This is a genomic window from Brevibacillus sp. HD3.3A, assembly GCF_013284375.2.
GTDB classification, from domain to species: domain Bacteria; phylum Bacillota; class Bacilli; order Brevibacillales; family Brevibacillaceae; genus Brevibacillus; species Brevibacillus parabrevis.
The window spans coordinates 4,109,164-4,134,266 of record NZ_CP085874.1; the positions used below are offsets into that span (position 1 = coordinate 4,109,164).

Genomic DNA, 25,103 nt, shown 5'->3' on the forward strand with positions numbered 1-25,103 from the left:
TCTCTACCTTAGGCTCAAAAAATTTCCATATTTTGTTTTGCAAAAACTAACTCAGTGCTCTATATTTTTATTGGTTCCTATTATCTTTTTTTGAAAAATAAGGAGGGTTCTTGTGCGTCTTGCAAAAGGGTATAACTCAATTTTAGTAAGTCTTGTACTGGCATTTTCTATCTTATTTTCGGGACAAAACATTGCTTTAGCAGAAGATCAACAGCCTACTAAAGATCTTGTTCCAGCAATGACTGACTTCGATAAACCTGCTCCCATCGTCATTAGTGAAAGCGCCCATTATGGGTCTGGTGGACGTAATGATTATGGATGGAAAGCATTTGATGATTCTGTTGATTTTAATCACTTAGATTTTTGGTACGTTTATGCAACAACACCGCCTGAAGGCGGCCATTTTTTAAAAGTTGATTTCGGTTCAACTGAAAAAAAGAAGGTTAATCAAATTACTATAACCCCTTTGTTCCACAATGACTCCGTAAAGTCACTTATCAAGGACTGGAAATTATATGGGTCAAATGATAATACAACATGGTCCCTTGTTACCGAAGGGAAGTTAGAAAATGATAGAACTCCAGTAACAGTAGAAACGAATAATAAGAAATACTTTAGATACTATCGTATCAACGTTTTAAATAGTTATTATGATCCGACTGGGAGTTCTGTAGGAATTATGGAATTGGAAATGATCGGAGACACACTCATAAACACTGATCCTGATCCAACTCCCGATCCTACGCCAGCTGGAGAGCGTGCATTACTTGTTATTAAAATGATTAGTGGTCTTGAAAAAGAATTTGATTTATCTTCAACTGAAGTAGAAAGTTTCATTAATTGGTATAATAATCGTGCAGATGGACGCGGCAACGAAACATACATATTTGAAAAGAACTTTAATAAGGGGCCGTTTACATCACGAAAAGATTACGTAGCCTTCAACAAAATCCAATCCTTTGAAGTCATGGAATATAGCAAATAACATAAACGGCACCCTCCATGAGGGCGCCGTTTATGTACTTACGCCTTACAGCTATTATATGATTCATGGATATTCACTAGATTTCCTCATCATTTAACAGTTGAAGTTCCTATCGATTCGATCAATTCACTCAACATTGCACAAAGTTTTAGCGGCTGATCATGAATTATTCCGCAGACGATGTAGGATGTTAACCATAGATAAACAAGTGCGACTTCGGGGAATATTTCCCACGCAGCAGCCTCACGACTATGATAAAACAGATAAAAACGAAGACTCCCCCAACCTTGGAGGAGCCTACAACTAGCTAAATTGGCGCTACTCGAAACATTCCTGTTAAAGCAGGGTACTGCTGAAAGCCGTATTTTTCATACAGTTTCTTGCCTTCGTTAGACGAAAAGAGACCGATAAAAGCTTGGTCGGGAGCACTCTCTTTTAGATAGAGCATGAGATTGTCCCTATCCCCATTTTTTGAAACTCCGGACGCACAACAATATCTTGCACATAAAAATAAACGTACCCCAGCTCCGAGTTTCAAAGCGTTTCTCGCCCAAAGCGATCAGCGTCACCCATGGCTGGTGGATGGTAATTGCTTTCGTGCCGAACTGCCCCCCATTGATCGCAGCTATCTACGTTCCTCGTCGTCTTCAGCCGCAATGCCACACACAACAATCATATGTTTTGACACGTATGTACCGATGGCTGCTCCCCTGCATTCACGTTCTCTGAATCGACTTGGCACTTTCGCTGTCTGCCCCTCCCGATTATCCAATCGTCCATTATCGTAAAACGACGTTGGCAGAGATATCGGTGAGAGATCCTTCATGATTTTTTCCACTTCCTGAGCACAAAGCGGTTTGATTTGACTGAAATACTTCTGTTTTGCAAGCGACATGACAGTTGTGCAAATATGCGTATTAGTCACCGCTGGAACTAATACTACATTAGGATCAACAGAGTAAAAGCCTTTTGAAGCAACCTCGCTTTCAAAGTCCTGGGTTAGCCGCACAATATCATAAATTTTAATACTGAATAACTCATCGCTGAACTTAACGTAGACATCAAATCGGCAACCTCTGCTTTCCGCCTCAAACTCAAGACACTCAGAATTATCTGTAACGTAAATTTGGATTTGGTCCATGCTCGCCTCGCTTGATTTTTTTGTGATGCAATCATGATGCCCCCTGAACGAACGGGTAGCTATATTCATTCTCTCATGGAGGGTAAGAAACACGGAAGATTTAATTACTTTATTGGTGAGAATTTCGAAAATTAAAAACTCCATCCCATGCCCTTTTGGCAAAGCTGAAAAAGAGAGTCCCTGATGTTACAAATCATCCATGCGGCAAAAATAAACACTCGCCCAGTCCACTCACCTACAGCGGTACATACGTATAGCAATAAGGCACCTCGTTTACGGAAGGAGTGATTCGATGCCCATCGCGAATGACAACAGGCAGCAGGTTTTGCAGACATTCGGAAAAAGTCGTCCTTTTTTTGTCCCGAATGTCGGCCAGGCGGATTCCCGACTTCATTATTACGTAAAAGGAGCCGATTATGAAGCGTACTTCATGCCGGGAGAAGTTCTCCTGACGTTTCAAGAGAAGCCTGCCGGAGATTTTTCGCCCACAGCAGCCCTCGGCTCTATTTTTCCTCAATCCGCGGAGAAATGGAACAAGCAGGTACGCGGAGTCCGGCTGTCTTTGGCGTTTTTGGACTCCAACCCGGCAGCAAAGCCGACAGGCCGCAAGCTCGCTACAAGGACAGTCAACTATTTGAAGGGCAACGATTCTTCCAAATGGCATACAAATATTCCTACGTATGAGCACGTCGTCTATCCGAAGCTGTGGCCGGGAATTGACCTCGTGTTTCACAGTGATAACGGCCGGATCAAATACGAATTTGTCGTTCAGCCCGGTGCGAAGATGGCAGACATCCGTTTTGCCTATCGCGGAGCAAAATCGTTGTCTCTGGATGAGCAAGGGAATCTCCTCATACACACCGAAATCGGGGAGCTTCGCGAAGCACGTCCGTTCAGTTACCAGCAGATCGGCGGGCGGAAGGCAAACGTCAGCAGTTCCTTTTTGCTCGAACAGCAACTAGATGGCGCACCCGTCATTCGCTTTCGGATCGGAGCTGACTACGATCCGCATTACCCGCTCGTCATCGATCCTGAGCTGGAGTACTCCACGTATTTGGGCGGAGGGAATTTCGAGATCGGCTTTGCGATCGCGGTCGATGTAGCGGGGAACGCCTACGTGACAGGCTCTACAAACACTCCCGAAACGGCTGCAGTTCCTTTTCCCATCACTCCCGGAGCCTTTCAAACAACATTTGGTGGGACATCGGATGCATTCGTCGCGAAACTGAATCCCGCCGGAAACACTTTCCTGTACTCCACTTACCTTGGTGGAGGGGGGATCGACCAAGGTTCGGCTATCGCCGTCGACTCCTTGGGAAACGCCTACATCACAGGCAACACGAACAGCTCTCAAACGAATCCGGTTCCGTTTCCCATCACTCCGGGGGCCTTTCAAACGACTTTTGGCGGAGCGCTGGATGCATTCGTTACCAAACTGAACCCTGCGGGCAACGCCCTCGTTTACTCCACCTACCTTGGCGGGGATTCCATCGATTTCGGCTCGGGTATTACCGTCGACGCCGCCGGAAACGCCTATATCGTCGGCACTACGGCAACTTCTCAATTGGATTTCACACCTTTCCCCATTACTCCCGGCGCGTTTCAAACGTCATTTGGAGGGAACACAGATGTGTTTGTCACCCAATTGAATGCCGCGGGCAACGCGCTCATCTACTCTACCTATCTGGGCGGAGGATCGTTCGATTCCGGGGCCGCCATCGCGGTCGATTCCTTGGGAAACGCGTACGTCACGGGAAGTACCTCTACTCCCGAGACCGATCCCGTTCCCTTCCCGATCACCCCGGGTTCCTTCCAAACGCTTTACGGGGGAGGCAGCTCTGACGCGTTTATTGCCAAACTGAACGCCACTGGCAGCACGCTTGTCTACTCTACCTACCTGGGCGGCGGGCAAAACGATGCAGGAGCTGCCATCGCGGTGGATACGGCAGGCAACGCATACGTGGCCGGAAGCACCGCTACCCTCCAGACCGATCCCGTCCCTTTTCCAATCACCCCGGGCGCCTTCCAGACGGTCTACGGAGGGGGGCTCTTAGATGCGTTTGTCACCAAGCTGAACCCGACAGGCAGCGCGCTTGTGTTTTCTACCTATCTAGGCGGCAGTCAGGACGATCAGGCTTTCGGGATCGCACTTGATTCCTTGCCAAATGTCTACGTGGCGGGTATCACCAACACACCTCAAACAGCACCCGTCCCTTTTCCGATCACACTGAATGCCTTTCAACGCAACTACGGGGGCGGCAGCCACGATGCATTCGTGACCAGCCTGAACACCGCAGGCAACGCTCTCCGCTATTCCACCTACTTGGGAGGCGGGCAAGACGACCAAGCTTTCGGCATCTCCGTAGATGGATCGGGAAACGCCTACGTGCATTACTCCAGGGGCAGCGCAGACTTTATTTGGAGGGAATCTGGACGCATTTATCGTCAAAATCATCGTGCCAGCTCCGCCGATCCCTATCAACGTCCTCGAAGTCTGCATCCGCGTCCCCAAAATATACGACTGGGTCTACACTGCGCTCTCGGGCCGAAACGAAGTCCGGATTCCAGACGAGTGCCGCCCGCTGGTGGAAGCCGCAATCCTGGCCGGTCAGCATATCGATATCCAATGTACAGCGCCGCTTGCTCCACCATCATCCGGACACGTCCAGCCACCGTGCTGTTCAGACGCTGCTTGCTCGATTATCAGCATCCGCCGCGACACCAGTCTCGTTTACGGAAACGCAGTGCGCATGGGCATCGTCCACTTTCTGCTTCGCTCCACGCAGTTGATCCGCGTATTTGCCAACGGCGCGTTGCTGTGCGAATTTTCAGCTCCTGCCCAGCTCGACAGCGAAATCGCGCTTTGTTTGCCCGAGCCTCTGAATGCCTCCAACATCCGCTGCCACATCGTCGCCAGCGAGTGTACGCCGAGCGGCCATGTACTGTTGGACGGCTGGATCACCATGGACATCGTCATCTGCGTGCAGATCCAGGTGGAAACGGATGTGAAGCTGGAAGTGCTCGCCAAACTTTGTGCACCTCGTCCGAACTCGTTCCCGGTTCCCGTCCCGCCCCCATCTTTCCGTTGCCCGCCCATTGCATTCCCGCCGCAATGCCCGAGCCTGTTCCCGCAATGAGCAACGATCGTCAAGCCGGGAGACGTGCGTTTTTTGCAAAAAGGCAGCTGGCGCTTCGGACTTTTCATTCTCGTTTCAAGCTCGGCTGCCTTCTGTTTGCTGTCCGGATAGTCCCATTTTAGTCAGTGATCGCCGCGCTCAAAATTTTGTATCGCAAGAAGCGCGAAATGGAAAACATCAGGAATCCATATTATGGTATAATTTTCGGTTAGCAGGAGCCGTCTGGGATTACTCCCGACCTTCGCAACTGTTCAAGTTGTCCGTTCAAGTTATCCGAAGCTCCATCGCGCGCAAAAATCAAATTGGTAATGGGTGACCGCTCAATGGTAAAACAGCTCGCAGTTAAAATGCCTTTAGTCTACAAACTCAGAATCCTTCAGCTTCGTTTAAAGAGAACGACTCGCAATCTGTTTGTGAATTTTGCCAATGAGCGAATGGTTGATCGCTTCCCCCATGTAGTCAAACGACATCAATCGCTTTTAAGGAGAAAATTGGGTACATCCGATCCGATGTTACAGGAAAATAAAATTACCAATCTACGCATTGCCCTAAAATCCATGGACGGGATTGTTTTGAAGCCAGGTGAAACCTTTTCGTTTTGGCATTTAATTAGGAAACCTACATCGAGCAAAGGGTATATTGACGGATTGCTGTTATCGCAAGGTGAAGTGAAAACAGGTGTTGGGGGAGGGTTGTGTCAGTTAGCGAATTTGCTTTTTTGGCTTGCCTTGCATACACCGTTAGAAATCACGGAGAGACATCATCATAGTTTTGATCCGTTTCCAGACGAGCATAGGGTCTTGCCTTTTGGGAGTGGGGCAAGCGTATTTTTTAATTACGTGGATTTGCGTTTCTTTAATCCCACCAATGATCAATTTCAATTTCACGTTTGGCTAACCGACCAACATCTAAAAGGAATTGTCTTTTGTGAAAACGAGTTGCCCTTTTCCTACCATTTGGAAGAAAGAAATCATCAATTCCATCATATAGACGGGAAAAATTTTAGAGAGAACGAAATATGGAGGAGAGTCATTGATAAACGAACCGGGAATCTTCTGCATGAAGAATTGATGATTCACAATTATTCTGAAGTCAAATATGAAATAACTCGGTAGGGGCATCAAGAACCTATCTAGATTTGCCGTAATGCAAAAGTTGTTGAATGCTCAACACCCGCTGTTCCGTTCTGCCAAAACATTTGCTGTCTTGCCTGCCCTGTTTCCTGCCCCCTTGTTTGCGGTACGAATGTAAAAATTCTCTCGCCAAAATCTTTACCCGTTAGCTGACACTCGATTAGACGTTCAGCCACTTCAGGCTGTTCAATTTGGGATGTTTGGCACGACCGAAATCGTTGCGAGCCTAAGCCATAAAGGAAGGAAGCCCAGCTCGATTGTGCCTCTCTCTGACTTGCTCCTCTGGTGATTAGGGCAGTTATTGGCAAATGTCCTCATTACCTTATTCATCTTCCTTGTCAAAAAAGCCGCTCGGTTGACCGACTCTTCCGCACTTTACTCAAGCTTTTCCAAGAAAAAACCCCAGGATAAATCCTAAGGATCAGCCGCCAACGACTAATTTGTTTGGATCAACAAACGACATGACCGTTTTGTTGACCGCAAACAGTCACATCCCGTTTGCTGAAAAAAGTATCGACGTTTTTCACAGAGAAAACCCTGCTCCTTGGATACTTGAAATATTACCCGCCGAATCCTCCGATACTAAATAAAGTGTCCAATATCCTGGCTCGGTAATAGTAAATCCATCCAAAAGCACCTGTTTCCGTTGATCGGCTGTTACATTCAATTGTCCAGATCGTACGATTCTCGGATCATTCCCGGCCATAATCAAACTTTTATTAGGCATAACGTTAAAATCCGCGTCCCTAACGAAGATATAGTAAATAGTCCCGGGCTCATCTGACCAAACCTCAAAATCTGCCGTGGTCGATGTGTGATTTCCAAGCATTGCATTCACGTTTGGAGCAATTGTATCATCGTGCGGTGTAACGATATGCAGTTCGCCTTGGGCGATATTGACATTATTCTTGTAAAAATGAAGCGTGATGTCATAGCTTGTATCCGCACGTAATGTTTTAATAGCACCAAATCCATAAGTCTCTCCGTAATTGAAGACCCTGTATTCCTGCCCATTTACATAAGCCACCATGTAATCGGCATAGTCGCTATCTGACCACCTCCATCTAAATTGGACTTGTTCCGCACTTAGTGCTGTCTGTTCGATTGTTACTGATAAGCTATTTCCAGGTCGCCCTGGACCTACACCGTGCGAGCGACTTTCATCGCACACGACGTTCCATCAACAAATAAGAAGATAAAGATTTACAACGGGCAGATTTAGGGTAAAGGGAGCAAGCTTATCTTGCAGCTAACTAAAGTTATCGTTTCAACCCGCGCGATTTGATGAATGGCGGGATAATTGAATCTCCAGCCCCATGCCAGAAGATCAGTTAAACCAATGGATGATCATTTCAATTGCCATAACGACGGGCCCAATTCAGAAATTTTTTCATCATCACAATCTCCTCCTTAGTTTAACGCTTAATAGCGCCTTCGCTAAGTAAGGACATCGGGAGAAAGATTTTAATAAACGACGAGAGGTAACTGGTAACGGGCATGAAGAAGCGTGAGCGGAAAATTTTTTCAAAATCGCAGCGCGAAACATTCTCAGCGGCGATGTTACACAGCTGGAACTAATCCACTTTCAAAGCATCACAAAAATGTCCAGCCGTTACATAGATAAGAAGTACATCACAGAGATGCGCCCGCGGTGGAACGACCAGGTCGAGATCCGAAAAAATAGAACCTTGCTGACGGGAAGTACCCCACTTAAAAGAGGCATTTTACCAGTTTCTTGTCTTTCTTCAGCTGAAGGACCCCTTCTCGTTGCTTCGGCAGAACAAATCGGATCGAGAACGGATTGTCTATCTGGAATGCCCTCTCAACACACCAACCCTTCCATATGTTACAAGAGATCAGACAGCATGGCGGTTCGCCACTGACTGTACCGCAAGGATGTTGTCGATTACAAAGACACGCGGCGCTTTTCTCGTGAGGCAGTACGCTTTCAGTCGGTCGTCTGAAATTTCGATGGGACGCAAAGTTCGCTGTGTAGTGCGGCCGTCACTGCCAAGGTAAATAATCCGGATGTACTGATGCTGTTGTATGGCTCTTTGCAGTTGCCTTTTCATGCTGTTCGCCTCCAGATAGGAACGTTTGTTTGTATTGTATGCGAACATAATACGAACATGCAAATAAAAAAAGCTCTACACTTGTGGAGCTTTGCAGAAGCGTCGAACTGCCCTATAGCTACCCGGTTAAAATTTTTCAGGGAATTGCTTGACGATGCCTTCTGTCAAAATGTCCGCCAAATGAATCATATGGATCTCGTTTTTGTCCGTTGCTGCAATATCCGCTTTCCAATCTCCTTTGAGACAGTTCAGAACTATTTCCGTAATCAATTGAAGGTGCGCATAAAGCATATCTTGCAGCGTTTTAAACTGCCAGTTCGGATTCGCTGCACTTAAAAATTTCGAAATATCGTCAGCGTTTCTATGCCAATCCGCCTCCAGCTTTTTCACATCCGCCTGATTGCCCGCTTTGGCAGCCGCTACAATTTTCCCAGCGATCAAAATATGCTCTCGGAGAAGATCAGCCAGCTTATTTCCGGCGGCTTCCCCATAATAAGGCTTGATCAGATTCCCGATATCCTGCTGGTTCTGCAAAAGTCGGTCCAAAACGTCCTGCTGGTCTGGACGATTCGATATGGCACTGACAATGTAGCTTCTCGTCCATATTGTATGGTCGATCCAGACTTTCTGCATATCTGTCTTCAACTGCACCATTTTGGGACTTAGGCAAACTGAATCAGCGGCCTTCCCCTCTTTGGCTTGCACGGATACTACTGCCTGCATCATGCTAAAAACGAGTGCCAAGGTCAACAGTAACGCAAGCATCCGTTTGATTTTCATATTCATCTGCTCCTCTGTTCATAGGAAATAAGTCTTTTCAGGCTGTTTTATTATGGTTGAGATACCTGATTTTATACATTGCACTTGCCACTTTGAGGTTATTTAGGGTTGGTTTTCAATGGTTGCCAAGAGATAGATGAAATGCTCATGGAGTTGTTCAAACAGGCAACAGCCCTCCCCGGTTATCCTCCGGACGGAGGGCCGTGCTTTTGTCGCGTTGTTTTTTCTGTCATCCGGTCAGGCATCGTAAACATAAGCCAGGGCAACTCGCTCAGTCCGCCTGCTGGATCGTTGGTCAATCGCTTTTTCCAGGCGTTCGAGTTGTTCAGTAGTCTTTTGGCAGTCAAACACTGTCAATTGCCTTCAAGCCGGCTTCACGTTTCCAGCTCTCCAGCTTGAAGGCCGTAGACGTTTCTTTATCGATAAAATTGTCAGGCTTATCAACATCATACTTATCTGGCCTATCCGTCTCAATCAACTTGATCAAATTATGCGGGTACGCTGGGTCAGCAACGTCACCCGTCTTTCATATCTTCTGGAAAACGCTTCTGCTGAGTGATCCAAGTGACACAATTCTACTAGCACTTAGCGGAATCAATGCATAAGTTGTTGAAGCGTCATGTCCTGCTGCCATTACTGGCCCGTCTGGTGAGAATGTGACAGGTGCACTGTCTGATCCAAGACTTTACTCGTATTTTGCACCCAACTTCCAAGTGATTCTAGAACAACCGTGTTCCTTCCCCCTTTCCAAAAGAAAAAGCCGCTCGGTTGAGCGACTTCGAAAGTAATGGCTATTAGAGTGCTGTCTAATCTGCAGTACCAGTATAGAAAGGCAAACCGATAGGCGAAGAAGCATTGTGAGCTGCATCTTCAGCAAGAGTGTAGTTGGTATTGCCAGGAGTCAATCCACTTAGATGGACATTACACACGGCGTTCCATCAACGGATAACAAAGGAGATTTACAACGGGCCAATTAAGCGTAAATATTTACAGGATTTGAATGCAACATTTGAATCCACGTAGCAAGTGATAACAAAACAGCCGATTGGATAAATCGGGGAGCCACTCGACAATCAGCTTCATCAAGGAACAGTCAAAAGAAGTTTTCACTGGGTTCGAACCAGCGCCCCACACCTCTTACTTACTTTTACTTACTTTGTATAAAAAAAGACTTTTAATAAAAGTCTCGTGGATTTGAATCACATTCTATTTTTAAAGGCATAAACCAATTTCTCAGGAATTTTCGTGTATCTGAAACTGTTATCGGAACATCGCCTTTTTGAATATCGAGGTACAGGCTATAGCCTCCATCAGATTTAGACTCAATTGGAATCAAGTCAATAAATTCGTTAAAATCTTTTACTGCTTCGCTGGCGCTATCTATTTGTGGTTTGGTTACATCACTTACAATCATCAAAAATTGTCTCTTCAACAATACACCCCATTGTTTTTATTTTCATTATATCACAGTAATGAAAAGCAGGTGGGAAACGAACAGTTGGCGACTTATCGATCTTATCAGAAAATGGTGGCTAACCGCCGCCCTTTGTATTGAGGTTTTGGGTGGGTCATTTGTACCTCTGGTGGCACTTCACTATCCCTACGCAAGTTGAATAGGTCTTTTGGCATCCTCACTCAGAAGACAGCTTTGCGGAAAATTCGATTCCATGATATCCGTCATCCTCATGCAAGCTTGCTATTGAAACAAGGAGTAAATTCGAAAAGGTTGTATTAGAAATGCTAGATCTGGCCAATGTCCGTATTACATTAGATACATATAGAAACCTTTGCCTAATCTCCAGAGAGACACCCGGGATGGATTTGGTAATATATTCTACAAAACCCGAAAATAGCCTAGGTTCGTATCAAAATACAAATTCGTATCAAAACCAATGAAACAACCAAATGACAACAATAAGAAAAACCCCTTGATTACCAAGAGGTTTCAGCATTCATTATATGGTGATCCGGACTGGGTTCGAACCAGCGACCCCCACCCTGTCAAGACGCCAGACCTATTTTGTTGTAGTTTGTTTAAGTTAGATAAACGTTGATATTACAGCATTTTAGTGGTTTGTATGTTTGTTAGGCATTAGCTCTCATTGGTGTCTTTTTTTACGTTTCGGCACCACTTTCGGCACCACTTTTCCATTCATGATTGTCCCTTTAACTATCGAGGGAACACACGCTTAAAAATCCTATATGAGCGACAGACCCTAATCACCTAAGCTATCGTCAAATCGTTTAACTGCACTATGGCTTGTATGTCTCTTGGTTTCAAGAAGTAGAATAATCATTTAAGATTTCTTCTTTTTCTGCCGGTAGATGACAACATTCCTTTTTATTAGGTGAAGAGTTATTAGCTCAGATTAAACTGTCTGTAGCTGGTCGTGATCTGACACAGAAGGAATTAAAGATGCTTCTTGCTTTACTATTTATGGAACGTAGTTTTGATCTTGATTAATCCCAATAACCGATCTGAGGTTAATACCTAAAAATGCAGAGAGCTTATCTAAATCCACATGCTTGCATTCGATGTCAATCACCATCCTGTTGTATGAGAAAATTATACTTTTATCAATTTACACAAGTTTATTATACCACAAAACAAGAACTTTCGTTTACTTTTCCCGAAATAATTTACAATTTCTTTCAACTCCTTCCATCTGTAACAAAAAAAACCGCACGACACATCTTCTGCAGGTTCTCTGCTAGAGAAGAATGATCGTGCGGTACTTCCGCTACGTACAATATTAATTTGATGCAATAATACCATTAGCTAATTTATCTGTCAACTTTTGTGCTAGTTGCAGAAGTTTTATGTGGACTTCGCATCAAAAATTATGCAACAATCATATGCATTTGATCTTTTATTGAATAATACTACGACAAGAATATGAATTTGTACAATTAAGAGCATTTTACTAGATTTGAGATGATTTCTTTACAATGTCAAGAAATCATCGGACTCTATTTGCTTCCTTGTTGTAGGACATTTTCCTTCACAACTTCATCATGATTTGAAGTTTTTGGAACATCTATTTCTAAAACCAGAGGCAAACATTTGTATCTTGTTTTTCTTAATAAGGGTCAGTTTATCTTCTAAAATAAATGCATCCCATTCGCGGTACTGCTCTGATCAATTTTAATTTTTCTTAATTGTTACTCTAACACTTTGTACGTGGTACTATTTTCCTAGAGGTGAAAATAATCATGGAAGTCATATTCGAACCACCAAATTTAAAACAAGAATTAGACGCGCTTTTTAAATTTTGTAAGGAGTACGAAATTGAAATTGAATTAGATCATTATTATTATCCTGTTGAGGAAGGAGACGATGAAGAAGAGCTTGATAATAATCGTCCTGTCAAGCCAATTAATTACAACACATCAGTAAAATTGTGGCTTCCAAGGGCAACCTATGATTATGACTGTAATCTTAATTACATCTTAGAAATAGTTAACGAAGCGAAAAATGGCGAGATTATGGGTAATTTCAAATTCATAGGTCTCAACACTGCATTAATTAGAATAGATACTGATAATTGGGGACTCTTTAATAGAATATATGAGATAAGTAATTTGAAGAGTTCTATTTCTGTCTCGCAGAAAATTTATACATTAGAGATAATTCACGGACTAACTAGTTTCGGCATCTTACTTACAATTGAAGGTAAGTTTAGCAAATATGTTCCACCAGTCGATAGCGACGATGTATTCATATTAATTTCATGTCCAGATGGAATAGAAAATGAAGTAATCGATAAACTATTTAATTCTTATGTTTTCGAGCTCAGATCAACTTTAGGTTTAGAACTCCATATAGGAGTTCGACCAGATTATGACCCATGGGAAGAAGTTGAACCAGAAAATCTTGAAAACCCCATTGAGGTTAAGCTCAGACCATTAATTTATGGAAAAGGAATTAATGAACTGTTAGAAATCTATAACTCAAGTAGTAATTCCCATACTCCAGAAAATTTAATTTTAGCTTATACACGAGTTATTGAGTACGTATCACAAACAGTAATACGCAAAGACCTGATCGAAAAAACTGTAAATAAGTTATCTAGTCCCAGAGCTTTAACCCCAGATGCAAATTACATTTTAGAATTAGGGAAAATTTATGAAGAACATAGAAATACTAATCAAAAGGATTTTTTGCTATTAGATTAACAATCGAAGCTTGTTGTGACTTACTCGAATTAGAAAACTTTTTACCACAGTTCCTTAAGAAAAATATAAAAATTAACATCGATAGTAAGCTTGATGATCGCCAGAAAGCGTTTGAAAAAATCGCTAATTCTATTTCCAATACAAGAAACATGTTTGCACACGCAAAAACGAATTATCAAGCAAAGGGGGATGAATGTCCTCAAGATCAGCTCCATGACTTTGCAAAGTTTGTAGATGTAATAGCACAGCAAATCATTAGATGGTTTTCTAGACAACATGAAGATACTCGCCTAGTTTAGGCTTTTATGTCATATATCCTCTAAAACCCGTCCCCTTAGTACAATTTTAGACGCCATTAAGGTTATGGCAGAAGTTTAGCGAATGGTATGCAAGTCCAAACAATACATCAAGATTTATCTTGAGCGAGAACAGTTCCCCGTGCCACTGAAGACTCTTGCAAGTGGCCCGCTCTAGCTCCGGGGCCAAATCCAGAAGTGGATGGATACACCAAGGCCTCGTGGGCATAGAAAGAGGACCAATAAAAAATTTATCAATTGAGGGTGATCATATGGCAGACTATGGACAGGAAGTAGTAAAGATTTTTTTAAGTGGGTATGGGTTAGAGGTAAAGAAAATCAAAGAAGGTTCCACAAAAACACCTGACTTTGATGTTTTAATGCACAGTAAGAGAGTATTCTATTGTGAAGAGAAAACTCTTGAATATGATGATTTCGAGGGCCACAAGGATGACCCGGTCTATAATTCCATTTCAGCTCACATTCACAAAGCAGCGAAGCAATTCAATAGTATAAACCCTAATCACGAAGTTCCTAATGTTTTGGCCTTTACCAGCCTTGATTCAAGTAAGGATATACATGATCTAATCATAACTATTACTGGCAATGCCTTGTTAGAAGGAGGAGGTGTTCTAAAAATACGAAATGTAGGACATCGTTTAGATGAAGACCTCGATGTCATCGACCTTTTCCTATGGTTTGATCAAGAAAAGTTCATTAATTTTGTTATAGGAAGAAATTCAAAATATGAACAAGAATTGCTTAAAGTTTTTAACATTACCGAGTAGTAACTTGCCTTTAAGAACCCGCCAAGATGTTAAGCCTGGCGGGTTGTTTACTAGCCAGCTAGTATAAAATCAACGAAAACTGGCGATCGCAGAAGGCCGCTCTTTGTCCAGTTACGGAATTTTAATCTTGGCTTTTATCTGCTCTATAGTATCTTTCTTTAAATGACGGTTGATTTTTCTCAAACATAGTCTTTTCTTTTTGTAAAAATTCCCTAATATATGCGTTTTCCATTCTATTTATTCCACCCATGTGCGACGGAATTATTAATTTATTGGCATCTTTGGAGATTTTAATCCATGGAAAGTTAATTCTCTTCGATATTTTATTTTGGCTAATATGAATGAGCCTACCATTTGAGTCAGCCGACTTGAAGGATGCAACTTCTCTCTCTAACTCTTTAATCTTTGGTGTTCGTCTGTTCCCAAAATGAATTCCTTCAATATATTCTCTTCTAGTTTTTTGGTTAAAAAACACGTTATTATATGCGTTTAAGTAAAATAACTCATTTAATTGATCGACATCTCTTGCTTTCCGTAAAGTTAATACGTTATCTTTTGCTTCGGGAATTTCATAGGAAAAACTGTCATAAAGCAATATACATTTTTGGGGTGATATAGGGAAAAAGAATTGCATCCCTCTATTAATATAACCAAATCCTCCCGGATATCGTTTAGTAAGATAAAATGAATTATACCGAATTAAAGGATTATCTGACGTAATAAATCTTCTTGCTCCTGTTTGTTCTACAATTAGAAGTGGTTCTAGATCAATAACAAAAGGTACACCCTCAATAGCTGCTTTAATACTGTGGTTAGCCGGTTCATTCAACTCGATTTTAAATTTTTCTAAATCGACGTCTTTAAAAGCAGGGTCTTCTTTCATTAATGTTTTTGCCACAAAATCTGCCACATTATTAGCGGAGTCGGCATGTTTCAAATTCCTTGCCTCACTAACAAGTAAAAACATAACAAGGTGTAAATAATCTTCCTCATTATTCGGAAATTCATTCTTATCAAGAATTTTTCTAATAATCGAAGATGCTTTTGCTTCTATTTCTTCATTTAAGAAGTTTTCTACTTTTTTATCCGAACCATAAAAATTGTGCTTTTGACACATATCTTTGATGGAAGCATTCGGTATATATTTCGAATTGGTAATATTATAGGTATCTATTGCCTTTGTACTATCTGAAAAATTTCTTAAATAAAACTTTGGAACATAATGTTGTCTGTTTTTTTCCGCCATTTTTTCACCTTAAATTTTTTTATCTTAATTATGTATTATTGAAATACTCATATCAATATTATTCCATTACAATCCTCTATATTTTAAAAGTTTGTGATTTTTCAAGTCATCAACACTCTTCTTTTGTCACTTATAGTCCTCCTTAATTCGCTTTTTAAACCGTAATATGATTCATAGAAATCCACTGGCTATCTTCATCGGTCAGTGTAGCAAGAACAACCCGCCCTTTATTATCGGTGCGGGTTGTAACTTATAAAGGGTTTAGTTTTTGAGCGATACTTACACCGCCGGAGCCATTAACAATAACCTCTGAAACCTTGTATTTACTATCTTGTGCATTTCCCCACCCTAGAACTGTACCAATTATTTTATCGCCTTTTTCAGTACCGATTACATCATTCGCTAAGTCTGTTGTGACTGTTACTTTGAATTTGTCATCAATCTTTGTCATATCCACTGCCTTAATATTCGCGTACCAGGACGTTTCCTTAAAGCTGCCTTCCAGATATGTTTTAAATTCTTGGATTGCAGCTTTGGTCTCCTCTTCCTGTTGTTGACTAATCGCTGCCTGTTTTGTTGATGTCGTCGAATCAACGCTGCAACCATACAAAAGAGAACTCAATAGTACTCCAGTAACCATAACGAGTTTGTATTTTTTCACGAACACTAGCCCCTTTATCTATAACATTTGGGACTAATTGTATATTACGTTTTTTCACAATGCAATGCTTTCAAGACTGCAGCGTCTTCTCAACACCGCCATTTTAAAAAGGCGGGTTGTCTACTGCTGCTATCTCTCTGTTCATTCTATGCACGCCCGTTCGCTTGCTGCTTGGCATCGTACAGAAAATTGTTAAGGCGAACTTGGCATTCAGCTTTTAAATGCGACACGTTATAGAGACATTCTTCTTGTCGGCCACGGACAGTCACAACTACAGAGTATACGTGATACTGTGAAATCAGATAAAGTTACAACTGAAGATTTTGTTGAGAATACAGTGGGAAAAGCAAAATTACAATTAATCTTCTGGTATATAGGTACGGCACTTGCTTTAGGTACTTTAGTTTTTGGGATTATTAGATTCCTAAAACCTTAAAAAAAAGCGCTTAATAGCGCTTTTTTCATTTGCTCTCTTGCCGCATGAAAAGAAGATATCTATGTTTATCCCTGTCGTAAATGTAAAGATGATTACTTTCAATCTCAGTTGGCTTATTGCCCAAAACAATCCGATTTGAATCTAAGGAATACAAAACAAAAAGTGGCTGATTTTGCACTGTTTCTATATGTGGGATAATCATTTTATATGAATTCTTTCCGGCGGGATTCTCTATTTTAAATTCATCACGATACAAATGAATTGAAAAATGAAAATAGACTAAAGCAAAAAGTGTGCTTGCCAAAATTGAGCCGAGTAGAGACAGCCAATCTGTTTCTTTGATCATTAGACGATACGTTGTAAATGCTGAACTGCAATATATGGAAAAGTAAGCACTAACGAAGTGTGTCAGAAGCAGAAATTTATAATATCGTTTGTTTTTGCTGTAATCAAGTTCATATTCTTCTTTACGAATTAGTTTTGAGTACAATGCCACGATCTTTCTTATAGCCAAATGGACCATGATGATACTGAAACTAATTAATAAGGTTATAATAATGAGCACGCCAAGCCAAATTAAAAAATATGAATCGTTGTCATTTTCTGCTATTGAAAGGGCTATTCCTCCACCTAGTAAATGCGAGAAAATAATCAGTATCAGTGTAAACATTAGCTGTTTATAGCCGGTTTCCCAACTTTGTTGATCCTTTGTATCGAATATTTTATCGAAGTCAGACTTTTTTACATATCTAATGAATGCTTTGATTAGCTTTACAACTGTCGAAATCAGGAATACCCCAAAGCCAATGATCATAATTAAGGGGTAATCTCTAGCAAAAATTGATAAGAAAGGTATTTCGTTCATACTTACCACTCCATTAACAAAAGGATATTTCATTTACTTTTTTAGTTACATACTTTAACTTTGAATATTCTCATGTGAAAAAGTCTTTTTTTACAGAAGAGAAAAAGTTAGAGATTACAAATAAAGCCCCACTTTTTAGTGGGGCAGCACAGTTATTCTCCAGCCGTCAGGTGGTCCAACTACGAGTGAACTACATCCCCATTCTGGTGGTCCGTACATTTGCCAACCAACACCGCCGTCCAGGCTCAGGTTCCAATCAGAGTCGGATACTTTAAGTTCCCATTCAGGACCACTATCCATCTTTATGCCTTCCCAATCGGGGCCTGAAGTTTTCATAGACCAACCTGGACCGTCATCAAGTTTCATTCCATCTTCCATTTTCCACTCAGGACCAGTAAATAGAACTTGGGGTCTTTCTCCAAGATCAAGACTCAGTGAAATACCACGTTCGCCAACATCTTTTAAATTATAGGTCATTCTATCACCTCACTTTTTTCAATCATACACCCAAACCAAATATTAGAAAAGATTCCGATGATTAGTTATACTGTATTAAAGGAGTGATCACTTTGAAATTCGGCATACGCAAGCCGAGTCTGAAAAAGAGATTAGCGGCCAAAACCAGTTTGAAACGGCAGATTGTTCACGGATACGGTCTGAAGATGCCTCGTGGATGGGGATGGATGCGCAATCCGAAAAAGTATGCTTACAACAAAGTCTATCATCGGACCACATTCGATTTGTTCGTATTGTTGAAAAAGATATTCAAATAGTCGAGTTATCAGGAGGAAGAATATGCTTATTAAAAGTCCAACCGTATTTAGCTATCAGGTTTTAAAACATATCGATGCCATTAAATTAGATTTATCACCGCCTGATAATACCATCACATTAGATGGAGCTATCACTTTGGTCAACATCGATGAGGTAAATGTCCTTCACATTGATAATAATTCCGTGAAAATATCTTTCGTTAGCAAAAGTTGTGAGGTTGCTCATTTCAGAATTTACCATGACGAAGTCTTAGTGGTTGACGAGAGCGCAAATCACATAACTAAAAAGTTGGACGAATAAAAAAAGCCCTCCCCGGATTGGTCTTATCCCCGTCAAGTGGACAGTTCAAAACAAGCCCTTGCTTTACGCAGCCTCAGCTCGGTATTGAACTGGGCTGAGACTGCGTAAACGAGCTTGAATCCGTTCGTGATTGTAAAAATGAATGTAACGTTCGATTGCTTTATTCACCTCTTCTTCGGTTCCGAAGGAATCCAAATATATACATTCTGTTTTGAGGTGGCTGAAAAAGCTTTCGATACAAGCGTTGTCCAGGCAGTTTCCTTTTCTCGACATACTTGGAGTTATGTTATACGCTTGTAATAGATTCTGATATGCTCTGGACGTGTACTGGCTTCCCTGATCGCTATGTAGCAGGACGCCATTCACGTCTCTTTTTTGTGTCGCTGCCTTCACAGTATCTAAGACGAGGGATAAATCATTCTGTTTGCTGACTTTATAGGCAATTACCTCATTATTGAAAAGGTCGTAAATGACAGACAGATACAGCCGTCTCCCGTTAAAAATGATATAGGTAATATCTGTAGCCCATTTTTCAGTAGGTCGTGACGCAGCAAACTCACGGTTCAACTTGTTTTCTGTTATCACGATTGGCTCTTTGCGTCCATAATACTTTCGTTTCCTGCGAATACGTGATTGGATCCCCAACTCTTTCATCAGTCGGTACACACGCTTATGATTAATTCGAATGCCATGGACCCGGTATAGCCACATCTTAATTCGAGGATATCCGTATATTCCATTGACCCCTTGATGACAATGCAAAATCAGCTTTTTTAACTCTTGGTCTTCCGCGTATTTTCTCGTCGGGTTCTTCTGTAAGTGCAGCCACTTATAATAACCACTTTTTGATACTTGAGCAATTTTGCATAGTAACAGAACTGGATAACGATCCGCCATCTCAGCAATAATCCGAAAAATTACTGTTTTTCCCTGATCCTTCTTCTTTCCCCCTTTCTGGCTTCTAAGAGCTTTTTTAAGAATTCTACCTCCGCTTCAAGACGCCTAATTCTTTCATCTGAAGCCATGGGGTTTTTACGAGGCCTTCCCATGCTCATCCCTCCGGCTTTGCCTCTTTGGTCTACCAATCCTTGTACACCGTGATCTCTGTATTTTCTAACCCATCTACGGAACATCCGTAAATCCAAACCGTAGGTTTCTTGAATTTGTTTATACGTAGCTCCTTGTTCAAACCATTCCACTACTTGTGTCTTAAATTCAAGCGAGTATGTCATTTTCCCCATAAAGAATATCCCCTCCAAATAAACAGTAATGGTCTTTCTTTTTACTGTCTACTTAAAGGGGATAATATCAGATTGCTCCGAAGGAGGGCTGCTGTATATTAATTATCTCGAGATACAAAATTATATCTTATTTTGTTTGTTATTCTCTATCTTAAAGGAGGGGAAAGTGATGAATATAGAAATGGACTTGGTTTCGGACTGGAAGAGCATTATGTCCCAGAGGATTTTAGATAAAGGTCTGCAATTCTCAAGTGGTCTTAGAGAAGATGCAAAGATAATAAAATACTTTACCTTTTTACGAAAACTTGGTGGTAAAACTCAAGGACGACAAGTGTACAAATCAAAGGAGTTCAGTTGCCCGACAGTCCACTTAGCGGGGCTTAATCAATTGATCGAAACGCTAAAAAATGGTAAGGATATATCACCTTATCTCAGTAAGAAGGTTGAAAATATCTCTAAGATCGACGGGATGTTTAATGACTGGGGGGTGTTACATCTTCATCTCGGGGATAGACTTGAGAAAACTGGTCGCTATATAGAGCGGACTGGCCCATTACTATTCCTTTACTTGATGCCGGAATCTGCTTTTCTAATTAACATTTATCAACATAAAGAATGGACACACAAGTCCATCCTACAGACTGTATATGATAACTGGCCTGAGTTAATAGAGAGTTACATCATTCCCGATTCAACAGGAGTAACCCATGCACTTACTGAAAGTCAACATTTGGATGCAAGAGAGGCTGGAAGTTTGGTACTAATGGAATTAACGAAAAGTAGTGGTGAGAAATTTGCGATAATGCCGCCAGGTCTCGGTATAACATCATCTGGAGATCCGATACAGGATGTGAGATATTTTGACACAATAATAAATAAACTAAGAACATTAGAAGATTTTTTTCGAGAAAACCTACAAGAAGAACTTGTAGTTGAACTTCTCGGTGCAATGCCAAACCCAGTCAAATTAAAATTAATAAACCAATCAGGTAATAATTGGATTTTTGAAGAAGTGTCTACGCAAAAAATAATATTTGAAATTCCTTATGAATAATAACGATAGCCCATCCTGGAGAGTAACATTTGTTGGATGGGCTATCAATTTTTTAATTTGGTATACCTACAGCATCACGTAAAGCATTAGCAGCGTAGTGAGCTGCTTCTCTCACACCTGGATCATTGTCACTCGCCATCCAGACCGAGCCAAGAATCGCGATTACTTCCTCTGCCGACTCTTTGTCAAACTTGTTCACAGGTTTTTCCACAGCGGGTGGATTAGTATTCCACCAACCCTCACCACCGAGAGCGTCATTGTAGTCTACTGTGTGCCCCGCAAGCGTCTGCCCGTTTTTGTACTGATAGAGGTTAGCCGCTTTGGATAGCTTTCCTCTACTCCAGGCATAGGTCTGCCAGAAATGTTTGCAGGCCCCTCGCTTCGCCATTTCCTCAAGGACAGCATAAGAGCCATACACACCCACCACATAACCGGGCAGCTCCTTGGCTGCTGCTTTCAGGTAAGCCTCAATTGATGCGTAATCCTTTGGCTGTGCGTCAAAATCCACAGCAAAATAAATGGCAGTACCTAAAGGCTGACCGATCTGCTTGGCTTCCTGGAGCGCTGCTTTGCCGTCCCGTATTCCGTTGGCTGCTCCTCCAGAAGCATCACTAGTTCCGCGCTGGAAAACTGATACGACCTGCATCCCTGCCGATGTGATCGCCTCGGCTTCTGCGCGAGCGAGCAGTTTCCAGGCATACTGGGCTGGAACAAGATAGCGGCAGACAGTACGCTTGAACAGCTTCTCCGAGACTGTATTTACCTCTGCCTACCTGGTGTAGCACTTTGTCTCTCGTCAATTGGCGTATCCATTGGGGAGTCTTCCCTACAATTGCCGCCAATTCTGACGTCAGTATTTCTTTATCTTGTAGATTTTCTGGTTTCGCCTTTGGCCTCGCCAATTTTCCCACCTCACTTTCGTTTTAAACTCGTATCATAGGGATACCAATTTTCGGGTCATCAGATGAAGCCAAAATTTGAAAATGTCAGCTCTTGGATCGGATTAAGCAAAAGCGAAAGTAATTTTTCAAAAATAAATCTAGCGAGATTTCGGGGCTCGCTTCACCCGCAGTCTTCCCGGCTTCCAGAAGGACCCGTAAATATTCCTAGCATCGATTTTGAGCTGAGTTTCGCAATTAGATAGTCACGTTTTAGCTCTTTGCTCAACCAGCCAAGGTAGTTACCCATCTTTGATTCCCAACCTCTCCATTGTGGCTTGTACATTGCCATTTACTTCAATCACATCTACATTGCCACTGACCTGTATGAATAGCTGCTGTCCATCTTGCATCATAAAGAAAGAGACTCCATCCTCATCCTTTGTCGGTTGAAAGCCTTTGACATGATAGCTTGTGATGACCTGGCCTTGGTCGTTATACTTTACTACTAGAAACTCTCTGCTTGTACCGCATCCATAGATTAGTAACACGATGCTACATATCATCAGCATGTGCTTCATCTTCGCTACCACTTTTCTATCACTCCTTCCCTGTATCTATCATCTTGCTAATCGTTCCTTAGAAAATGCTTCAGCCATCTGCTCAGTTGGGTACACCATCATAGTTGGAGGTTCATCTACCCATTCGGATGCAATTAGCTTTGGATGATCGATTGTACTCATGCTAACCCTCTCCTTTCTCTTAAATAAAAAATGCCACTCTAAATACGAGTGACATGTCGCGAGTATATTTCTTTAATATTTTCTTTAAAGATTTTCTTTAGGCTTCGTGCTCTAATGAAGGAAAAAGTTTGACTGTCCTCGGATTAGAGGACAGTACCGTCCTCTACGTAGGGTACAGAACTGTCAGCAGATTAGAGGACAGTCGTGAGTGTCAGCTAGTTAGAGGACAGTGGGCTGTGAAGCCTTGATACATATGAGTTTTTGGCTCTAACTGTACACTACATGGGGGATGGTGAGCAATTCGTTCATAAAGGAGCGAAAAAAGATGACGAAAAGCAACAACAGGAAGCGGAAGATCGACTTCATTATCACCGAGACAAACGGAGCATTACCAATTGAAGAATGGCTGATACCCGGCCTAACAGAATTCGCAAAAGAGAAGTATGGTCTGAGCTTAAATGTCTGGGTCAAACAAGGAGGAATGGAAGATGGCAGTAACTAAAGACAAAAGCGTTCAAAAGAATCCCTGGTATTTCACAATTGAGATTGATGAGAATGGAAAGCGGAAAAGAATCAAGCGCAGAGGATTCAAAACGAAAAAAGAAGCTGAAGCGGCCCAACGTGACCTTTTGAATGAACTCGGACAAGGATTGAACCTCAATGCCTCCAAAACTATTTATCGGGACTTCATGGTTGACTGGCTTCGAGACAAGAAAACAAAAGTCAAATCGCGCACGCTTGAAACCTATGCAGGATTGGTAAATAATCACATTCTACCAGCATTGGGAGACTTAGCCCTTGCCGACATCACTCCTCGGCACATCCAAAATCTATATAATGAACTACACGAGTCTGAGCGGCTTTCTGGGGAGAACATCCAAAAAGTACATACCATCATCAACGAATCACTGAAAAAGGCCGCCGGGTGGGACATGATCATAAAAAACCCAGCTGCTGTTGTTGATCGCCCCAAAGCTGAAACAAAGGAAATGTTCTATTGGACAGATGAAGAGGCGCACCTCCTTCTTGGAGTTGCCAAAGAGGATCGCTATTACTGTGCTCTCCTGCTTGCAGTAACAACCGGAATGAGGCAAGGAGAAATACTGGGCTTACGGTGGCAGGATCTAGATTTGAAAAACAGGACTCTATCCGTTAGACAGATTCTTAACCATGATGGAAAGACTCTTGAGCCTGGAGCAAAAACAGCATCAGGTATACGCTCCATCGGTATTGATAAGGTTACAGCAATTGAGCTGGAGAAACTGCGGCACCGAACCAAAGAGGAAAAGATGGCAAATCGAGATATTTACGAGGATAACGACCTGGTGATTTGCACACAGCTAGGCACTCCAGTTTCACCACGCAACATCAATCGCACATTCTATCGCCTTACTGAAAAAGCAGGACTGAAAAGAATTCGATTTCACGATCTACGTCATACTCATGTAGTTATGCTTTTAAAAATGAGAGAGAACAATAAACGAATAGCGGAACGTATGGGATGGTCAAGTGTGAAGATGCTGGATCGCTACTCACATGTTACTCCACACATGCAAAAGGAAACAGCGGATGCTTTCGGGGAAATGTTCTTTTCGGCACCAAATGGCACCAAAAAATCTTTAGTCGAATAAAGGGCACCACTTCGGCACCAATTTGCTCTTGTTCGTACAAAAGGGAACTAGTGGGGTCGTTATAAACATAAGAAAAACCCTTGATTACCAAGGGTTCTAACGTTTGTTTTATGGTGATCCGGACTGGGTTCGAACCAGCGACCCCCACCCTGTCAAGATGGTGCTCTCCCAACTGAGCTACCGGATCATGGGATATGTATGTGACCTTGTGAAACGTATGTACTCACTTAATGGTGGGCCCTGTAGGACTCGAACCTACGACCAATCGGTTATGAGCCGACCGCTCTGACCAACTGAGCTAAGGGCCCCAATCGCACCGGACGTCGATCACATTTATTACTATACAGCATCCTAAATTGGATTTCAAGAGGAAATGAATAATTTCTTGTAATTTTTTTCACTCTGACCAAAAGAACTTGAAAAACCCGCTTAAAACCTGACTTTATTGCGTATTCACCCCCTGTAAAAATCAAGCTGTCTCCCCTTTCTGCTGAAAAATAACCGATAAATTTTTCCTCGCCCTCCACTCCTCTACTTTTCCAAGTTGTTACTGACTGCCCTCCTTTTCTAAGTACCCTCCTAAATCATTGCTACATTCATCAATTCTGGGGCTTGGGGAATGAAAAGTGGGGGTCGGGAGGGAGTGCCGTCGCATTGACATTGGCGTTGCACTTGTTCTTTGCCCTTGCTTTTTGCTTCTTTGCTCTTGTTCTTGCTCTTGTCCTTGCTCTTGTCCTTGCTCTTGTCCTTGCTCTTTATCCCTCTT

The 25,103-nt window shown here is 42.1% G+C and carries 24 protein-coding genes and 2 tRNA genes; 10 read left to right on the forward strand and 16 right to left on the reverse strand.

From position 1 onward, the window contains the following. Positions 1 to 112: 112 nt before the first annotated feature. Positions 113 to 985, forward strand: coding sequence for a discoidin domain-containing protein (locus tag HP435_RS19045; RefSeq protein ID WP_173599832.1), 873 nt, complete (start codon positions 113 to 115; stop codon positions 983 to 985). A 625-nt stretch (positions 986 to 1,610) separates the two neighbouring features. Here the strand turns inward: HP435_RS19045 and HP435_RS19055 are convergent. Further along, on the reverse strand, positions 1,611 to 2,270 hold the full coding sequence (locus HP435_RS19055; RefSeq protein ID WP_173599831.1) for a hypothetical protein: 660 nt from the start codon (positions 2,268 to 2,270) through the stop codon (positions 1,611 to 1,613). 148 nt (positions 2,271 to 2,418) lie between these two features. Between HP435_RS19055 and HP435_RS19060 the strand changes: the two genes are divergently transcribed. Then, positions 2,419 to 5,385 (forward strand): DUF7948 domain-containing protein, encoded by a 2,967-nt coding sequence (locus HP435_RS19060; RefSeq protein WP_173599830.1) that lies wholly within the window; start codon positions 2,419 to 2,421, stop codon positions 5,383 to 5,385. A gap of 201 nt (positions 5,386 to 5,586) precedes the next feature. Further along, positions 5,587 to 6,378 (forward strand): VanW family protein, encoded by a 792-nt coding sequence (locus tag HP435_RS19065; protein ID WP_173599829.1) that lies wholly within the window; start codon positions 5,587 to 5,589, stop codon positions 6,376 to 6,378. Between the two features lie 541 nt (positions 6,379 to 6,919). Here HP435_RS19065 and HP435_RS19070 read toward each other — a convergent pair. The 4 genes from HP435_RS19070 to HP435_RS19085 all read right to left on the reverse strand — a co-directional run bounded on the left by HP435_RS19070 (position 6,920) and on the right by HP435_RS19085 (position 10,662). After that, a complete protein-coding gene (locus HP435_RS19070) occupies positions 6,920 to 7,567 on the reverse strand; it encodes a hypothetical protein (protein ID WP_141254226.1) in 648 nt (215 codons plus the stop codon). A 685-nt stretch (positions 7,568 to 8,252) separates the two neighbouring features. Next, positions 8,253 to 8,468: a WYL domain-containing protein gene (locus HP435_RS19075; protein ID WP_122964847.1), complete on the reverse strand. Its 216-nt coding sequence runs from the start codon at positions 8,466 to 8,468 to the stop codon at positions 8,253 to 8,255. Between the two features lie 126 nt (positions 8,469 to 8,594). Further along, on the reverse strand, positions 8,595 to 9,248 hold the full coding sequence (locus HP435_RS19080; RefSeq protein ID WP_173599828.1) for a glycosyltransferase: 654 nt from the start codon (positions 9,246 to 9,248) through the stop codon (positions 8,595 to 8,597). A gap of 1,174 nt (positions 9,249 to 10,422) precedes the next feature. Continuing rightward, positions 10,423 to 10,662 (reverse strand): hypothetical protein, encoded by a 240-nt coding sequence (locus HP435_RS19085; protein WP_122964845.1) that lies wholly within the window; start codon positions 10,660 to 10,662, stop codon positions 10,423 to 10,425. Positions 10,663 to 12,461: 1,799 nt separating this feature from the next. Here HP435_RS19085 and HP435_RS19090 point away from each other — a divergent pair. Together HP435_RS19090 and HP435_RS19095 are read left to right on the forward strand one after the other, a co-directional pair. Continuing rightward, on the forward strand, positions 12,462 to 13,424 hold the full coding sequence (locus HP435_RS19090) for a hypothetical protein (RefSeq protein ID WP_173596936.1): 963 nt from the start codon (positions 12,462 to 12,464) through the stop codon (positions 13,422 to 13,424). Between the two features lie 568 nt (positions 13,425 to 13,992). Next, positions 13,993 to 14,508, forward strand: a complete 516-nt coding sequence (locus HP435_RS19095; protein ID WP_173596935.1) for a hypothetical protein — start codon at positions 13,993 to 13,995, stop codon at positions 14,506 to 14,508. Between the two features lie 121 nt (positions 14,509 to 14,629). On the opposite strand, the gene HP435_RS19100 is transcribed toward HP435_RS19095, so the two are convergent. The 4 genes from HP435_RS19100 to HP435_RS19115 form a co-directional block, all read right to left on the reverse strand. Beyond that, positions 14,630 to 15,754: a DUF4238 domain-containing protein gene (locus HP435_RS19100; RefSeq protein ID WP_173596934.1), complete on the reverse strand. Its 1,125-nt coding sequence runs from the start codon at positions 15,752 to 15,754 to the stop codon at positions 14,630 to 14,632. Positions 15,755 to 16,004: 250 nt separating this feature from the next. After that, positions 16,005 to 16,415 carry a hypothetical protein gene (locus tag HP435_RS19105; protein WP_173596933.1) on the reverse strand — a complete coding sequence of 137 codons (411 nt, stop codon included), beginning with the start codon at positions 16,413 to 16,415 and terminating at the stop codon, positions 16,005 to 16,007. Positions 16,416 to 16,876: 461 nt separating this feature from the next. Next, the gene (locus HP435_RS19110) at positions 16,877 to 17,716 is read right to left on the reverse strand and encodes a hypothetical protein (protein ID WP_173596932.1); all 840 of its coding nucleotides are present in this window, start codon (positions 17,714 to 17,716) and stop codon (positions 16,877 to 16,879) included. Positions 17,717 to 17,851: 135 nt separating this feature from the next. Next, positions 17,852 to 18,193, reverse strand: a complete 342-nt coding sequence (locus tag HP435_RS19115) for a hypothetical protein (RefSeq protein WP_173596931.1) — start codon at positions 18,191 to 18,193, stop codon at positions 17,852 to 17,854. 92 nt (positions 18,194 to 18,285) lie between these two features. On the opposite strand from HP435_RS19115, the gene HP435_RS19120 reads away from it, so the two are divergent. Continuing rightward, a complete protein-coding gene (locus tag HP435_RS19120; protein WP_229049710.1) occupies positions 18,286 to 18,489 on the forward strand; it encodes a hypothetical protein in 204 nt (67 codons plus the stop codon). Positions 18,490 to 18,511: 22 nt separating this feature from the next. Beyond that, on the forward strand, positions 18,512 to 18,790 hold the full coding sequence (locus tag HP435_RS19125) for a hypothetical protein (RefSeq protein WP_173599827.1): 279 nt from the start codon (positions 18,512 to 18,514) through the stop codon (positions 18,788 to 18,790). 63 nt (positions 18,791 to 18,853) lie between these two features. On the opposite strand, the gene HP435_RS19130 is transcribed toward HP435_RS19125, so the two are convergent. Further along, positions 18,854 to 19,771: an IS3 family transposase gene (locus HP435_RS19130; protein ID WP_173600267.1), complete on the reverse strand. Its 918-nt coding sequence runs from the start codon at positions 19,769 to 19,771 to the stop codon at positions 18,854 to 18,856. Further along, on the reverse strand, positions 19,708 to 20,031 hold the full coding sequence (locus tag HP435_RS19135) for a helix-turn-helix domain-containing protein (RefSeq protein WP_173600266.1): 324 nt from the start codon (positions 20,029 to 20,031) through the stop codon (positions 19,708 to 19,710). The genes HP435_RS19130 and HP435_RS19135 overlap by 64 nt, the downstream gene beginning before the upstream one ends. 169 nt (positions 20,032 to 20,200) lie before the next feature. Here HP435_RS19135 and HP435_RS19140 point away from each other — a divergent pair, with 169 nt between their 5' ends. Next, the gene (locus HP435_RS19140) at positions 20,201 to 21,085 is read left to right on the forward strand and encodes a hypothetical protein (RefSeq protein ID WP_173596929.1); all 885 of its coding nucleotides are present in this window, start codon (positions 20,201 to 20,203) and stop codon (positions 21,083 to 21,085) included. A gap of 52 nt (positions 21,086 to 21,137) precedes the next feature. On the opposite strand, the gene HP435_RS19145 is transcribed toward HP435_RS19140, so the two are convergent. From HP435_RS19145 to HP435_RS19155, 3 genes are all read right to left on the reverse strand, one after another. Then, complete coding sequence (locus HP435_RS19145; protein ID WP_173597061.1) at positions 21,138 to 21,827, reverse strand: DUF1906 domain-containing protein; 690 nt, start codon at positions 21,825 to 21,827, stop codon at positions 21,138 to 21,140. Between the two features lie 438 nt (positions 21,828 to 22,265). Further along, complete coding sequence (locus tag HP435_RS19150) at positions 22,266 to 22,544, reverse strand: hypothetical protein (protein ID WP_173596928.1); 279 nt, start codon at positions 22,542 to 22,544, stop codon at positions 22,266 to 22,268. A gap of 39 nt (positions 22,545 to 22,583) precedes the next feature. Then, positions 22,584 to 22,706 carry a phage terminase large subunit family protein gene (locus HP435_RS19155; RefSeq protein WP_217365150.1) on the reverse strand — a complete coding sequence of 41 codons (123 nt, stop codon included), beginning with the start codon at positions 22,704 to 22,706 and terminating at the stop codon, positions 22,584 to 22,586. A 325-nt stretch (positions 22,707 to 23,031) separates the two neighbouring features. On the opposite strand from HP435_RS19155, the gene HP435_RS19160 reads away from it, so the two are divergent. Together HP435_RS19160 and HP435_RS19165 are read left to right on the forward strand one after the other, a co-directional pair. Further along, positions 23,032 to 23,208: a hypothetical protein gene (locus HP435_RS19160; protein ID WP_173596927.1), complete on the forward strand. Its 177-nt coding sequence runs from the start codon at positions 23,032 to 23,034 to the stop codon at positions 23,206 to 23,208. Beyond that, positions 23,195 to 24,337, forward strand: a complete 1,143-nt coding sequence (locus tag HP435_RS19165; protein ID WP_173599611.1) for a site-specific integrase — start codon at positions 23,195 to 23,197, stop codon at positions 24,335 to 24,337. The genes HP435_RS19160 and HP435_RS19165 overlap by 14 nt, the downstream gene beginning before the upstream one ends. Before the next feature lie 111 nt (positions 24,338 to 24,448). Here the strand turns inward: HP435_RS19165 and HP435_RS19170 are convergent. After that, positions 24,449 to 24,524, reverse strand: a tRNA-Val gene (locus HP435_RS19170). Between the two features lie 44 nt (positions 24,525 to 24,568). Beyond that, positions 24,569 to 24,645: transfer RNA gene (locus HP435_RS19175), tRNA-Ile, on the reverse strand. Between the last annotated feature and the right edge of the window lie 458 nt (positions 24,646 to 25,103).

What these genes read in the sequence shown, in the direction of transcription:
- HP435_RS19125 (WP_173599827.1), top strand. Translation starts at nt 18,512, where the DNA reads ATGCTTATTAAAAGTCCAACCGTATTTAGCTATCAGGTTTTAAAACAT.
- HP435_RS19055 (WP_173599831.1), bottom strand. Translation starts at nt 2,270, where the DNA reads ATGGAGTTTTTAATTTTCGAAATTCTCACCAATAAAGTAATTAAATCT.
- HP435_RS19135 (WP_173600266.1), bottom strand. Translation starts at nt 20,031, where the DNA reads ATGGGGAAAATGACATACTCGCTTGAATTTAAGACACAAGTAGTGGAA.
- HP435_RS19150 (WP_173596928.1), bottom strand. Translation starts at nt 22,544, where the DNA reads ATGAAGCACATGCTGATGATATGTAGCATCGTGTTACTAATCTATGGA.
- HP435_RS19085 (WP_122964845.1), bottom strand. Translation starts at nt 10,662, where the DNA reads ATGATTGTAAGTGATGTAACCAAACCACAAATAGATAGCGCCAGCGAA.
- HP435_RS19095 (WP_173596935.1), top strand. Translation starts at nt 13,993, where the DNA reads ATGGCAGACTATGGACAGGAAGTAGTAAAGATTTTTTTAAGTGGGTAT.
- HP435_RS19100 (WP_173596934.1), bottom strand. Translation starts at nt 15,754, where the DNA reads ATGGCGGAAAAAAACAGACAACATTATGTTCCAAAGTTTTATTTAAGA.
- HP435_RS19115 (WP_173596931.1), bottom strand. Translation starts at nt 18,193, where the DNA reads ATGACCTATAATTTAAAAGATGTTGGCGAACGTGGTATTTCACTGAGT.
- HP435_RS19065 (WP_173599829.1), top strand. Translation starts at nt 5,587, where the DNA reads ATGGTAAAACAGCTCGCAGTTAAAATGCCTTTAGTCTACAAACTCAGA.
- HP435_RS19155 (WP_217365150.1), bottom strand. Translation starts at nt 22,706, where the DNA reads ATGAGTACAATCGATCATCCAAAGCTAATTGCATCCGAATGGGTAGAT.
- HP435_RS19080 (WP_173599828.1), bottom strand. Translation starts at nt 9,248, where the DNA reads ATGAAAATCAAACGGATGCTTGCGTTACTGTTGACCTTGGCACTCGTT.
- HP435_RS19075 (WP_122964847.1), bottom strand. Translation starts at nt 8,468, where the DNA reads ATGAAAAGGCAACTGCAAAGAGCCATACAACAGCATCAGTACATCCGG.
- HP435_RS19140 (WP_173596929.1), top strand. Translation starts at nt 20,201, where the DNA reads ATGAATATAGAAATGGACTTGGTTTCGGACTGGAAGAGCATTATGTCC.
- HP435_RS19160 (WP_173596927.1), top strand. Translation starts at nt 23,032, where the DNA reads ATGACGAAAAGCAACAACAGGAAGCGGAAGATCGACTTCATTATCACC.
- HP435_RS19165 (WP_173599611.1), top strand. Translation starts at nt 23,195, where the DNA reads ATGGCAGTAACTAAAGACAAAAGCGTTCAAAAGAATCCCTGGTATTTC.
- HP435_RS19060 (WP_173599830.1), top strand. Translation starts at nt 2,419, where the DNA reads ATGCCCATCGCGAATGACAACAGGCAGCAGGTTTTGCAGACATTCGGA.
- HP435_RS19090 (WP_173596936.1), top strand. Translation starts at nt 12,462, where the DNA reads ATGGAAGTCATATTCGAACCACCAAATTTAAAACAAGAATTAGACGCG.
- HP435_RS19110 (WP_173596932.1), bottom strand. Translation starts at nt 17,716, where the DNA reads ATGAACGAAATACCTTTCTTATCAATTTTTGCTAGAGATTACCCCTTA.